The sequence below is a fragment of the Streptomyces sp. M92 genome, assembly GCF_028473745.1.
Taxonomy (GTDB): Bacteria; Actinomycetota; Actinomycetes; order Streptomycetales; family Streptomycetaceae; genus Streptomyces.
The window spans coordinates 3,678,169-3,691,919 of record NZ_CP101137.1 but is presented as its reverse complement, the minus strand read 5'-3'; the positions used below and the strand labels follow the sequence as shown (position 1 = coordinate 3,691,919).

The window sequence follows — 13,751 nt, the reverse complement described above, 5'->3', positions numbered from 1 at the left end:
TGGCTCCCTCCTCGGACCGTGTAACCGCATCCTTCACGCCCCACCGTACCGCCTCGCGCCGCGGCCGTGCGGGGAGCGATGTCGTGTTCACTCAGGGCTGCAAACATCAAAACCCCCCGTTCCGTTCCGTATCCTGTGCCCGCTCATTCCCGGTCTGTTCGCCCGCAAGCCCCCTCACGAGGAGTGCGAGTACGCTCCGTACACTCTCCATACGAATTTCCGCGCGATCGCCGTTCAACCGCAGCGCCTCCACTTTTCCGCCACCGGCGGAACCGCCGTCTGCTGTGCAGGGGCCGTCCACGGCCACGAAGACGGTGCCCACCGGCTGTCCGTCCTGCGGGTCGGGGCCGGCCACGCCCGTCGTCGCGATGCCCCAGTCGGCGCCCAGCGCCTTCCGTACGCCTGCCGCCATCTGGGCGGCGACCTGCGGGTCCACCGCTCCGCGTGCCGTGAGCAGTTCTCCGTCGACGCCGAGCAGGTCCCGCTTCAGCTCCGTCGCGTAGGCGGTGACCGATCCCCGGAAGGCCCTGGAGGCGCCGGGGACCGCAGTGATCCCGGCCGCCACCAGTCCACCGGTCAGCGACTCGGCGACCGCGAGGGTCTCGCCCCTGACCGTGAGTAGCCGCACCACGTCTGCGGCCGTGGAACTCAAACTTCCGTCTCCTTCAACGCCGCTCTGCGCTCGGCGATTCCCCGGCGGCGCAGCACAATGGCCTGTTTCACGTAGTCCAGCCCGGTCGCCACGGTCAGGACGACCGCCGCCGCCATCACCCAGAACCTCAGGGTCGCCAGGGGGCCTGTCAGCGCCAGGACGTACATGCCGACGGCCACGCCCTGGGTGAGGGTCTTGAGTTTGCCGCCCCGGCTCGCGGGGATGACGCCGTACCGGATGACCACGAAACGCAGCACGGTGATGCCGAGTTCCCGGCCGAGGATCACGGCCGTCACCCACCACGGGAGGTCACCCAGGGCGGACAGGCAGATGAGCGCCGCCCCCATGATCGCCTTGTCGGCGATGGGGTCGGCGATCTTCCCGAAGTCGGTGACGAGGTCGTAGGTGCGCGCCAGGTGGCCGTCGAACAGGTCGGTGATCATGGCGACGGCGAAGGCCGCCCAGGCGAAGGAGCGCCAGGCCGGGTCGTACCCGCCGTTGCCGAGCATCAGGGCCACGAAGGCCGGTACGAGGAGCAGCCGGAGCATCGTCAGCAGATTGGCGACGTTCCACACGCTCGCCTGGTTGACGGCGGCGGCCGCGATCTTGCCGCCGCGCCCGGCGGCCCCGCCCTCGGTCGCACCGCCGGTCCTGCGCGCACCGGAGGAACCGCCCGCCGCGGACGCCGGGACTCCCGTCATCTGCCGGCCTCCTCACGCCACGCGGACGGCCCCGGCAGCGGCTCGGCCACCAGGTCGACACCCTCCGTACCGACCACCTTCGCCTCGACCATACTTCCGACCCGCAGGCCTTCGCCGCTCGTGAGCAGCACCTGACCGTCGGTCTCGGGTGCCTGGTGCTCCGCACGCCCGCGGACGCCGTCCCCCTCGTCGGAGGTGTCCACGGACTCGACGAGCACCCGCACGGTGGCGCCCACGCGCTCCTCGGCGCGCTGCGAGACGAGTTCCTCGGCGAGGCGGGAGACGCGTGCCAGCCGCTCGGCGACGACGTCCTCGTCCAGCTTGTCGCCGTAGGTCGCCGCCTCGGTGCCCTCCTCGTCGGAGTAGCCGAAGACACCGATGGCGTCCAGCCGCGCATGGTTCAGGAACCGCTCCAGCTCGGCGAGGTCGGAGGCGGACTCGCCGGGGAAGCCCACGATGAAGTTGGAGCGCACGCCGGCCTCGGGCGCCTTGCTCCGGATGGTGTCCAGCAGTTCCAGGAAGCGGTCGGTGTCGCCGAAGCGGCGCATCGCGCGGAGCACGTTCGGCGCGGAGTGCTGGAAGGAGAGGTCGAAGTAGGGCACGACCTTCTCGGTGGAGGTCAGCACGTCGATCAGGCCGGGGCGCATCTCGGCGGGCTGGAGGTAGCTGACGCGCACCCGCTCGATGCCGTCGACCTCGGCGAGGTTCGGCAGCAGCGACTCCAGCAGGCGGATGTCGCCCAGGTCCTTGCCGTAGGAGGTGTTGTTCTCGGAGACCAGCATGATCTCCTTGACGCCCTGCTCGGCCAGCCACCGCGTCTCGTTCAGCACGTCGCTCGGGCGGCGGGAGATGAAGGAGCCGCGGAAGGACGGGATGGCGCAGAAGGAGCAGCGCCGGTCGCAGCCGGAGGCCAGCTTCACCGAGGCGACCGGGGAGCCGTCCAGGCGGCGGCGCAGGGGCGCGCGGGGCCCGGAGGCGGGCGCGACGCCCTCGGGGAGGTCGGCCGGGGCGTGCCCGGGCAGGGCGACGGAGGCGCCGGCCTCCTGGCGCTCGGCGGGGCTGATCGGCAGCAGCTTGCGCCGGTCGCGCGGGGTGTGGGCGGCGTGGATGCCGCCGTTCAGGATGGTCTGCAGGCGGTCGGAGATGTCGGTGTAGTCGTCGAAGCCGAGGACGCCGTCGGCCTCGGGAAGGGCCTCGGCCAGCTCCTTGCCGTACCGCTCGGCCATGCAGCCCACCGCCACGACGGCCTGCGTTCTTCCGTGGCCCTTGAGGTCGTTGGCCTCCAGCAGGGCGTCCACGGAGTCCTTCTTGGCGGCCTCGACGAAGCCGCACGTGTTCACGACGGCGACGTCCGCTTCCTCGGCGTCGTCGACGAGCTTCCAGCCGTCCGCCTCCAGACGGCCTGCGAGCTCCTCCGAGTCCACCTCGTTACGGGCGCAGCCAAGGGTGACGAGTGCGACGGTGCGGCTTTCAGGCATGGGCTCAAGAGTACTTCGTCCCGCCGACAGCCCACGTCGACGGGGTTGGCCGATCCCGGCCAACCCCGTGGTGACGCGTTTCCCCGGTCCCCTAGCCGGCCTGCGGGTCGCCCTTCGTGTACGTCAGGCGTTCCACGGCGCCCGGCTGGAAGTCGTCCTCGATCTTCTTGCCGTTGACGTAGAGCTCGATGGCACCGGCGTCGCCGAGGACGAGCTTGATCTTCTCGTTGTCCTGGAAGGTCTTGGAGTCGCCCCGCTCGAGGATGTCGTCGAAGAGCAGCCGGCCGTTGTGGTCCGTGGCGGAGATCCAGCTGCGTCCGTCGGCGGCGGTGACCTTGACGGTCACCTTGTCCCGGGGCGCGGCGGCGATGGCGCTGTCGGTCGGGTCCGGCTGGGGATCGGCGGGCTTCTTCGGCTTGGCGCTCGGCGAGGCGGACTCGCCGGCCGACGGCTGGGCGCCCTCGGCGACGCTCGCCTCGTTGGCGGCGTCGTCGCCGCCCTTGACGAACGTGAAGGCGACGAAGCCGATCACGGCGACGATCGCGGCGACCATGGCAGCGGTCCAGTTGGGCCCGCGCCGCTCCGGACGGATGCGTTCCGCCTCGAACAGGGGCGCGGCCGGAGTCGGCGCCGGACGGCCTCCGTGCTCGGCGTCGAACTGCGCGAGCAGCTCCGCCGGATCCAGCCCGACGGCTTTGGCGAGGGTTCTGATGTGACCGCGCGCGTACACGTCCCCGCCGCACGGAGCGAAGTCGTCCGCCTCGATGGCGTGCACGATGGCGATCCGGACCCGGGTGGCGGTGGTGATGTCGTCGACGGTCAGCCCGGCGGCGATCCGCGCCTGCTGCAGGGCGCGGCCGACGGAGGGGCGGGATTCCTGAGGGGCGTCTTCGGAGACCTCGTCAGGAACGTCTGGGGACACGTCTGCGATCGGACGCTCGTCTTCAGGGGAGTTGCCGATGGACACGGGGGCGCCTTTCGAGCGTTTAGCCGCCTGTGCTGGACGTTCAGTCTAGGGGGGGTGCAAACGGGTGGGGCAAGCGGGCGGTACGACTTTGTACGCCATCGGTATGGCCCGGCATCCCGATGGTGGACTATCTGTTTGTCGTTTCCCTCAACTTGACGTACGCCATGAGGGAACGGTTGCCCAATGGTCCCTAACGGGTGAGTCACGATCGGCCGGCCGGTCGCCGTGACCCTCCGCGCGGGGAAACCCTCGCCTACCGTTCCCTACCCCTCAGACTCCCCCCGGATCACGGCGAGCACGCCGTCCAGCTCGTCAGGCTTCACAAGAACGTCACGAGCCTTTGAGCCTTCGCTCGGTCCGACGATGCTCCGCGACTCCATCAGGTCCATCAGCCGCCCGGCCTTGGCGAAGCCGACGCGCAGCTTGCGCTGGAGCATGGAGGTCGACCCGAACTGCGTGGAGACGACCAGCTCGGCCGCCTGGCACAGCAGGTCGAGGTCGTCGCCGATGTCCTCGTCGATCTCCTTCTTCTGCTTGGTCCCGACGGTGACGTCGTCCCGGAAGACGGGCGCCATCTGCTCCTTGCAGTGCCGGACGACCGCCTGCACCTCCTCCTCGGTGACGAAGGCGCCCTGCATGCGGGTCGGCTTGTTGGCGCCCATCGGCAGGAAGAGGCCGTCGCCCTTGCCGATCAGCTTCTCGGCGCCCGGCTGGTCGAGGATGACCCGCGAGTCCGCGAGGGAGGAGGTGGCGAAGGCCAGCCGCGAGGGCACGTTGGCCTTGATCAGGCCGGTGACGACGTCCACGGACGGCCGCTGGGTGGCGAGCACCAGGTGGATGCCGGCCGCGCGGGCGAGCTGCGTGATGCGCACGATGGCGTCCTCGACGTCACGGGGCGCCACCATCATCAGGTCGGCCAGCTCGTCCACGATCACCAGCAGGTACGGGTACGGCTGGAGCTCGCGCTCGCTGCCCTCGGGCGGCTTGACCTTGCCCTCGCGCACCGCGCGGTTGAAGTCGTCGATGTGCCGGTAGCCGTAGGCGGCGAGGTCGTCGTAGCGCAGGTCCATCTCGCGCACGACCCACTGGAGCGCCTCGGCGGCCCGCTTCGGGTTGGTGATGATCGGCGTGATCAGGTGCGGGATGCCCTCGTACGCGGTCAGTTCGACGCGCTTGGGGTCGACCAGGATCATCCGGACGTCCTCCGGGGTCGCCCGCATCATGATCGAGGTGATCAGGCAGTTGATGCAGGACGACTTGCCGGAGCCGGTGGCGCCGGCGACCAGCATGTGCGGCATCTTCGCCAGCGAGTGCATGACGTAGCCGCCCTCGACGTCCTTGCCGAAGGCGACCAGCATCGGGTCGTCGTCCTCGGCGGACTCGGCCAGCCTCAGCACGTCGCCGAGGTTGACCATCTCCCGGTCGGTGTTGGGGATCTCGATGCCGACGGCGGACTTGCCGGGGATCGGGCTGATGATGCGCACGTCGGGGCTGGCGACGGCGTAGGCGATGTTCTTGGCCAGCGCGGTGATCCGCTCGACCTTCACGGCGGGCCCGAGCTCCACCTCGTAGCGCGTGACCGTCGGGCCCCGGGTGAAGCCGGTGACGGCGGCGTCGACCTTGAACTCGGTGAAGACGGTGGTCAGGGACGCGACTATGGCGTCGTTGGCGGCGCTGCGCGCCTTGCCGGGGCCGCCGCGCGTGAGGAGGTCGAGGGCCGGCAGCGAGTAGGTGATGTCGCCGGAGAGCTGGAGCTGCTCGGCGCGCGGCGGAAGCTCCCGTTCCTGCGGGACCGGCGTCTTGGTGAGGTCCGGGACACCCGCCTTCTCCCCGGGACCGTCCTTCTTGAGCTTCCCCGGTTGCGGACGCGCCGCCGGGACCGGCGTCGGGGCCGGCGCCGACGACTCCCGCTCCCCCGTGCTCACGCCCTGGGTGAGGTCGGCGACCAGCGGGGACGGCGGCATTCCGTGCAGTACGGCGCCGTCGAGGGCGGCGGCCGCGGCGGCGGCGACGTCCACGGCGTCCAACGGCCGGTCCATGTCGGGCTGCGGCACGGCGGACCGCCGGGGCCTGGTACGGCGCCGGGCGAGCGCCTCCTGCTCCGCCCCGTCGGGGTCGTACGGCTCGGCGGCCGGCCCCCCGCGCTTGCGTGACCGCGCGGGCAGCGCCTCGCGCCACTGCTCGTCGTACCGCTCGTCGTCGTCCGTGAACTCGTCGGCCTCCGGGTCCCGAAGGAGGCCGAGCCGTACGCCGAGCTGCCGCAGCCGCTGGGGGACGGCGTTGACCGGGGTGGCCGTGACGACCAGCAGCCCGAAGACGGTGAGCAGCACGAGCAGGGGCACGGCCAGGACGTCGGTCATGGTGTACGACAGCGGGGTCGCCGCGCCCCAGCCGATGAGGCCGCCGGCGTCCCTTATGGCGTGCATGCCCTCCCCGCGGGCCGGTGAGCCGCAGGCGATGTGGACTTGCCCGAGGACCCCGACGACGAGCGCGGAGAGGCCGATCACGATGCGTCCGTTGGCCTCCGGCTTCTCCGGGTGCCGGATCAGGCGTACGGCGATGGCGCCGAGCAGGATCGGGACCAGCAGGTCGAGCCGGCCGAAGGCGCCGGTGACGAGGATCTCCACGAGGTCGCCGACGGGGCCCTTGAGGTCGGCCCAGGTGCCCGCGGCGACGATCAGGGCGACGCCGAGCAGCAGCAGGGCGACGCCGTCCTTGCGGTGCGCCGGGTCGAGGTTCTTCGCGCCCTGCCCCATGCCGCGGAAGACGGCGCCGACGGCGTGGGCGATGCCCAGCCACAGGGCGCGTACGACCCGGTAGACGCCTCCCGTGGGGCTGGGCGCCGGCTTGGGGGCGGGCTTCTTGGCCGCGGCTTTCCTGGCGGGTGCCTTCTTCGCCGGCGCCTTCTTGGCAGGGGCCTTCCTCGCCGGACCCTTCGCGGGAGCGGCCGCCTTCTTCGCGGGCTGCTTCTTGGCTGCGGAGGGACGTGAGGCCATAGGTGTGAGGTTACCGGGGGAGACGGCGGTCGACACGTGTGCCCACCGCTTCACCCGTTCGTGTCGCCCCCGCGGAGATACGGAACTGACGCTTCCGGTACTGCCCCTGACACGGCCTCACGGCACACGCACCACGGACGGTACCGCCCACGCCGCTCAGTTGGCCGCGGCCTGCCCTCCCGAAGAGCCCGGCTCCAGGGCGTCCAGCGCGCGCCGCAGTCCGGTGAGCTTGCGCTCCAGATGGGCCGCCGTCGCCACCGCCGCCGCGTCCGTCGACTCGTCGCCCAACTGCTTGGAGAGCGCCTCGGCCTGCTCCTCCACGGCCGCCAGCCGCGCCGACAGCTCGGCGAGCAGTCCCGCCGGCTCCTTGGTCTCGCCGACCGCCTCCTTGCCGCCGCCCTCCAACTGGAGCCGCAGCAGCGCCGCCTGCTCGCGCAGCTGGCAGTTCTTCATGTAGAGCTCGACGAAGACGGAGACCTTCGCGCGCAGCACCCACGGGTCGAACGGCTTGGAGATGTAGTCCACCGCGCCCGCCGCGTACCCGCGGAAGGTGTGGTGCGGACCGTGGTTGATCGCGGTGAGGAAGATGATCGGGATGTCCCGGGTCCGCTCCCGCCGCTTGATGTGGGCGGCGGTCTCGAAACCGTCCATGCCCGGCATCTGGACGTCCAGCAGAATGACCGCGAAGTCGTCCGTGAGCAGTGCTTTGAGCGCTTCCTCCCCGGACGATGCCCGCACCAGCGTCTGATCGAGCGCCGAGAGGATCGCCTCCAGCGCCAGCAGATTCTCCGGCCGGTCATCGACCAGGAGGATCTTGGCCTTCTGCACCATGGCCCGCCCTCCTCGCCCCGGCGTGGGGCCTCCCCTGTCCGCAGGACTTGGCGCAGCACCGGCGGGTGCCGCCCCAGGGGACGGCTCCCTTGCGCCGCCCGTCCTTGTGCCGGTCATCGTAGCCGCACCCCGCCTGTCGCCACACCCTGTCACCGCGATGTCACTGTGCACGTAGCAGAAACGCGGCGGGGGACCAGAAGGTTCCCCGAATCCCGCGCTTCTACACGGCTCCGGGCACACTGAGTCAGCGACCCGCGCGAACTCCGGAGCTTCCCGCCACGTGCGTACACCCACGTTCGCACACCGCCCCCAGGTGCGGTGCGGACGGCCCCCGTTCGCATCCGGGCACTGTGCCCGCAGGGACCGCCGGCACGCTGCCCGGAAGTACCGCCCCGTGCCCGCGAGGACCCGGCCCTCACTCCTCGCGCGTCCACTGCTGCATCACCGTCAGCAGGTGATCGGGGTCGACCGGCTTCGTCACGTAGTCGGAGGCGCCCGACTCGATGGCCTTCTCCCGGTCGCCCTTCATCGCCTTCGCGGTCAGCGCGATGATCGGCAGACCGGCGAACTGGGGCATCCGGCGGATCGCCGTGGTCGTCGCGTACCCGTCCATCTCGGGCATCATGATGTCCATCAGGACGACCGCCACGTCCTCGTGCTGCTCCAGCACCTCGATGCCCTCGCGCCCGTTCTCGGCGTACAGCACGGACAGGCCGTGCTGTTCCAGGACGCTGGTGAGCGCGAAGACATTGCGGATGTCGTCGTCGACGATCAGCACCTTCTGCCCGCCGAACCGGATGCCGCGACTCGGATGCGGCGTCGCTTCCCGCTCGGCGGACGGCGGCTGCTCCTGCTGCGCGGCGAGTCCCTGCGCGGCTTCCGACGCGGCCCGGCGACGGCGCCGGAAGAGGGAGGCGGCGCCGTTCTGGGCATCCTGGTACGACTTCACCTCGGCGGGCAGCTCGGCCTGCGCCCCCGGCAGCGCGATGTCGGCGCCCGGCGTGGCGAGCGTCCCGCCGGGCTCCAGGGCCGGCAGGGGCTGCTGGTAGCCGTGTGCGGGCAGCTCGCTCGGGTGCAGCGGCAGGTACAGCGTGAACGTCGACCCGCGGCCCGGCTCGCTCTGCGCGTGGATCTCGCCGCCCAGCAGCTGCGCGATCTCCCGCGAGATGGACAGCCCGAGGCCCGTGCCGCCGTACTTGCGGCTGGTGGTGCCGTCGGCCTGCTTGAACGCCTCGAAGATCACCCGCATCTTGCTGGCCGCGATGCCGATGCCGGTGTCGCTCACCGAGAACGCGATGAGTTCGGCGTCGGGGTCGGTCATCGAACCGGCCTCCAGCAACTGCTCCCGGATGGCCTGCGGAACGTCGTCCCGGGCCGGCCGGATGACCAGCTCGACCGCTCCCGAATCGGTGAACTTCACCGCGTTGGACAGCAGGTTGCGCAGCACCTGGAGCAGCCGCTGCTCGTCGGTGTGCAGCGTGGCGGGCAGCTCCGGCGACACCCGCACCGACAGGTCCAGGCCCTTCTCCGCGGTCAGCGGGCGGAAGGTGGCCTCCACGTAGTCGACGAGCTGGACGAGCGCGATGCGCGTCGGGGAGACGTCCATCTTGCCCGCCTCGACCTTGGACAGGTCGAGGATGTCGTTGATGAGCTGGAGCAGGTCGGAGCCGGCGCCGTGGATCGTCTCGGCGAACTCGACCTGCTTCGGGGACAGGTTGGCGTCCGCGTTGTCGGCGAGCAGCTTGGCCAGGATCAGCAGCGAGTTGAGCGGCGTACGCAGCTCGTGCGACATGTTGGCCAGGAACTCGCTCTTGTAGCGCATGGAGACCGCGAGTTGCTCCGCGCGCTCCTCCAGGACCTGCCGCGCCTCCTCGATCTCGGTGTTCTTCACCTCGATGTCGCGGTTCTGCTGCGCCAGCAGCTCGGCCTTCTCCTCCAGTTCGGCGTTGGACGACTGGAGCGCCTTCTGCCGCTGCTCCAACTCCTCCGACCGCTCGCGCAGTTGCTCCGTCAGTTCCTGCGACTGCTTCAGCAGCACCTCGGTCTTCGTGTTGACGGAGATGGTGTTGACGCTGGTCGCGATCATCTCGGCGATCTGGTTCAGGAAGTCCTTCTGGATCTGCGTGAACGGGGTGAACGACGCCAGCTCGATGACACCGAGCACCTGCCCCTCGAAGAGCACCGGAAGGACGATCACCTGCGCGGGCGGGGCCTCCCCGAGCCCGGAGGAGATCTTCAGATAGCCGCTGGGCGCGTTCTCCACGAGGATCGTGCGCTTCTCCTGGGCGGCCGTGCCGACCAGCGCCTCCCCGGGCCGGAACGAGGTGGGCATGGAGCCCATCGAGTAGCCGTACGACCCGAGCATGCGCAGTTCGTACTGGTCGCCCTCGGCGCCGGCCTGCTCCTGGCCGTCGACGTTCGGCATGGCGAGGAAGAACGCGCCGTGCTGCGCGGAGACCACCGGAGTCAGCTCGCTCATGATCAGCGAGGCCACGTCCTGGAGGTCCCGGCGGCCCTGCATCAGACCGGAGATCCGCGCCAGATTGCCCTTGAGCCAGTCCTGCTCCTTGTTGGCGATCGTGGTGTCCCGCAGGTTGGCGATCATCTTGTTGATGTAGTCCTGCAGCTCGGAGATCTCCCCCGAGGCGTCCACGTCGATCTTCAGGTTCAGGTCGCCGCGGGTCACCGCGGTCGCCACGCGCGCGATGGCGCGCACCTGCCGGGTAAGGTTCCCGGCCATCTCGTTCACGGACTCCGTAAGGTCCCGCCAGGTTCCGTCGACGTCACGCACGCGTGCCTGACCGCCGAGCTGCCCCTCGGTGCCCACCTCGCGGGCCACGCGGGTGACCTCCTCGGCGAACGACGACAGCTGGTCGACCATCGTGTTGATGGTCGTCTTCAGCTCCAGGATCTCGCCGCGCGCGTCGATGTCGATCTTCTTGGTGAGGTCGCCCTTGGCGATGGCGGTCGTCACCATGGCGATGTTGCGCACCTGACCGGTCAGATTGGACGCCATCTGGTTCACCGACTCGGTGAGGTCCTTCCAGGTGCCCGCCACGCCGGGCACGTGCGCCTGGCCGCCCAGGATGCCGTCCGTACCCACCTCACGGGCCACCTTGGTGACCTGGTCGGCGAACGAACTCAGCGTCTTGACCATGGTGTTGAAGGTGTCGGCGAGCTGAGCGACCTCACCACGCGCCTCGATCGTCACCGTCCGCGTCAGGTCGCCGTTGGCGACGGCGGCGGCCACCTGGGAGATGTTCCGCACCTGAACGGTGAGGTTCTTCGCCATCAGGTTGACGTTGTCGCTGAGGTCCTTCCAGATGCCCACCACGCCGGGCACGTGCGCCTGGCCGCCCAGGATGCCCTCCGTGCCCACCTCACGGGCCACCCGCGTGACCTGCTCCGCGAAGGACGACAGCTGGTCGACCATCGTGTTGACGGTCGTGACGAGCTCCAGGATCTCGCCCTTGGCGTCGACGGTGATCTTCTTCGACAGGTCGCCCTTGGCGACGGCCGTCGTCACCTCGGCGATGTTGCGGACCTGCATGGTCAGGTTGTTGGCCATGCCGTTCACGGACTGCGTGAGGTCCTTCCAGGTGCCGGAGACGCCCTGCACCTCCGCCTGGCCGCCGAGGATGCCCTCGGTGCCCACCTCGCGCGCGACGCGCGTGACCTCCTGGGCGAACGACGACAGCTGGTCCACCATCGTGTTCAGCGTGTTCTTCAGCTCCAGGATCTCCCCGCGCGCGTCCACGGTGATCTTCTGGGACAGGTCACCGCGGGCCACCGCCGTCGCGACCTGGGCGATGTTGCGCACCTGCGCGGTGAGATTGCCGGCCATGCCGTTCACCGAGTCGGTCAGGTCCCGCCACACTCCCGCGACGCCGGGCACCTGCGCCTGACCGCCGAGGCGCCCCTCCGTGCCCACCTCGCGGGCCACCCGGGTGACCTGCTCCGCGAAGCTCGACAGCTGATCCACCATCGTGTTGATGGTGTTCTTCAGCTCCAGGATCTCACCGCGCGCGTCGACGTCGATCTTCTGGGACAGGTCACCGCGCGCCACCGCGGTCGTCACCTGGGCGATGTTCCTCACCTGACCGGTGAGATTGGACGCCATCGAGTTGACGGAGTCCGTCAGCTCCTTCCACGTGCCCGACACCCCGTCGACCCGCGCCTGACCGCCCAGGCGCCCCTCCGTGCCCACGTCCCGGGCCATCCGTGTCACCTGGTCGGCGAACGACGACAGCTGGTCCACCATCGTGTTCACGGTGTTCTTCAGCTGGAGCATCTCACCGGAGACGTCCACGGTGACCTTCTGCGACAGGTCGCCGTTGGCCACCGCCGTCGTCACCTGGGCGATGTTCCTCACCTGACCAGTGAGGTTCCGGAACGCCGTGTTGACGGAATCCGTCAGGTCCTTCCAGGTCCCCGCCGCCCCGGGCACCTGCGCCTGACCGCCCAGCTCGCCCTCGACACCGACCTCACGCGCCACCCGCGTGACCTCGGCGCCGAAGGCGGACAGCTGGTCGACCATCGTGTTGACGGTGTTCTTCAGCTCCAGCATCTCGCCGGCCACGTCCACGGTGACCTTCTGCGACAGGTCACCGCTGGCCACCGCCGTCGTCACCGCGGCGATGTCGCGCACCTGAGTGGTCAGGTTCCGAAAGACCGTGTTGACGGAGTCCGTCAGGTCCTTCCAGATGCCCGCCGCACCCGGCACGTTCGCCTGCCCGCCGAGCTGCCCCTCGCCACCGGTCTCGTTGGCGACGCGCGTCACCTCGTCCGCGAAGATCCGCAGCGTCTCGGTCATCTGGTTGATCGTCTCGGCGAGCTGCGCGACCTCGCCGCGGGCCGGCACCGTCACCTTCTTCGACAGGTCACCGTTGGCGACCGCCGTCGTCACGTGGGAGATCTCCCGCACCTGGGCCGTCAGGTTCCCGGCCATGGTGTTGACGGAGTCGGTCAGCTCCTTCCATACCCCGGCCACCCCCGGCACCTGGGCCTGCCCGCCCAGGGCACCTTCGGTGCCCACCTCCCGGGCGACGCGCGTCACCTCGGAGGAGAACGCGGAGAGCTGGTCCACCATCGTGTTGACGGTGTTCTTCAGCTCCAGCATCTCGCCGGCCACGTGCACCGTGACCTTCCGTGACAGATCACCCTTGGCCACCGCCGTAGTCACCAGGGCGATGTCCCGCACCTGAGCGGTGAGCCGGTACGCCATCGTGTTGACGGAGTCCGTCAGGTCCTTCCACGAACCGGACATCCCGCGCACCCGGGCCTGGCCGCCGAGCTTGCCCTCGGTACCGACCTCACTGGCCACCCGCGTGACCTCGTCCGTGAACGTCGACAACTGGTCGACCAGGTTGTTCACCGTCCTGCCGACCTTCAGGAACTCCCCGCGCAGCGGCTGCCCGGTGCCCTCCGCCGACTGGGTCCGCAGCTCCATGCGCGGCGACAGGTCACCGTCCGCCACCGCCGACAGCACCCGGCTGACCTCGGAGACCGGCCGTACGAGGTCGTCGACCAGCGCGTTCGAGTTGTCGATGGCGGCCGCCCAGGAGCCCTCGCAGGCCCCCGTCTCCAGCCGCTCGGTGAGCTTTCCCTCACGTCCGACCACCCGCCGCACCCGGGCCAGCTCGCCCGTGAGGTGCAGATTGCGGTCGGCGACCTCGTTGAAGACCGCCGCGATCTCCGACATCACGCCGTCGCCGGACACCGTGAGCCGCTTGCGGAAGTTGCCCTCCCGCATCGCCACCAGCGCCGTGAGCAGCCGGTTCAGCGCGGCCGTGTCCACCGTCGTAGTGCCGCCCCGCGTTTTGCCCTGGTTGCTCAGGGACTGTCCGCCTTTCGCGCGCGCCTTTGTGCCCCGCGTCGCTGCGCCAGACTCCACTGTGTCCCTCCCGCAGGGGTCGACCGTTACTGCTGTGCCCGGCCGCCACCTCTCGGCGGACCGGTTACTGCCGCGTACTGCCTGTGCTGCCGCGCGGTCCGCACGCGTTCGCCGGACCGCTCCCGGGGCTGCTGCCCGCCGCACTGGGCGCGCATTCAATCTGCCCGGACCTTCATTGGAAGCTTGCCCAGTGTTTCACCCCGGCCGAACCAGGCCATAACAGTTCGGCAGCT

Annotated in this window: 7 protein-coding genes; all 7 read right to left on the bottom strand. The window is 70.0% G+C overall.

Going from position 1 to position 13,751, the window contains the following annotated elements:
* Window positions 1-106: 106 nt before the first annotated feature.
* Entirely contained in the window at window positions 107-652 is a 546-nt protein-coding gene (locus M6G08_RS16740) for a CinA family protein (protein ID WP_272587956.1), read from the bottom strand.
* Window positions 649-1,353, bottom strand: a complete 705-nt coding sequence (gene pgsA, locus M6G08_RS16735) for a CDP-diacylglycerol--glycerol-3-phosphate 3-phosphatidyltransferase (protein ID WP_272587955.1) — start codon at window positions 1,351-1,353, stop codon at window positions 649-651. Before pgsA ends, M6G08_RS16740 begins: the two co-directional genes overlap by 4 nt.
* The gene (gene rimO / locus M6G08_RS16730; protein ID WP_272587954.1) at window positions 1,350-2,831 is read right to left on the bottom strand and encodes a 30S ribosomal protein S12 methylthiotransferase RimO; all 1,482 of its coding nucleotides are present in this window, start codon (window positions 2,829-2,831) and stop codon (window positions 1,350-1,352) included. The genes pgsA and rimO overlap by 4 nt, the downstream gene beginning before the upstream one ends.
* Before the next feature lie 91 nt (window positions 2,832-2,922).
* Window positions 2,923-3,798 carry a helix-turn-helix domain-containing protein gene (locus M6G08_RS16725; protein WP_272587953.1) on the bottom strand — a complete coding sequence of 292 codons (876 nt, stop codon included), beginning with the start codon at window positions 3,796-3,798 and terminating at the stop codon, window positions 2,923-2,925.
* 263 nt (window positions 3,799-4,061) lie between these two features.
* Window positions 4,062-6,794 (bottom strand): DNA translocase FtsK, encoded by a 2,733-nt coding sequence (locus M6G08_RS16720; RefSeq protein ID WP_272587952.1) that lies wholly within the window; start codon window positions 6,792-6,794, stop codon window positions 4,062-4,064.
* A 156-nt stretch (window positions 6,795-6,950) separates the two neighbouring features.
* A complete protein-coding gene (locus M6G08_RS16715; protein ID WP_272587951.1) occupies window positions 6,951-7,625 on the bottom strand; it encodes a response regulator in 675 nt (224 codons plus the stop codon).
* Window positions 7,626-8,040: 415 nt separating this feature from the next.
* Window positions 8,041-13,518, bottom strand: a complete 5,478-nt coding sequence (locus tag M6G08_RS16710; RefSeq protein WP_272587950.1) for a HAMP domain-containing protein — start codon at window positions 13,516-13,518, stop codon at window positions 8,041-8,043.
* Window positions 13,519-13,751 lie beyond the last annotated feature (233 nt).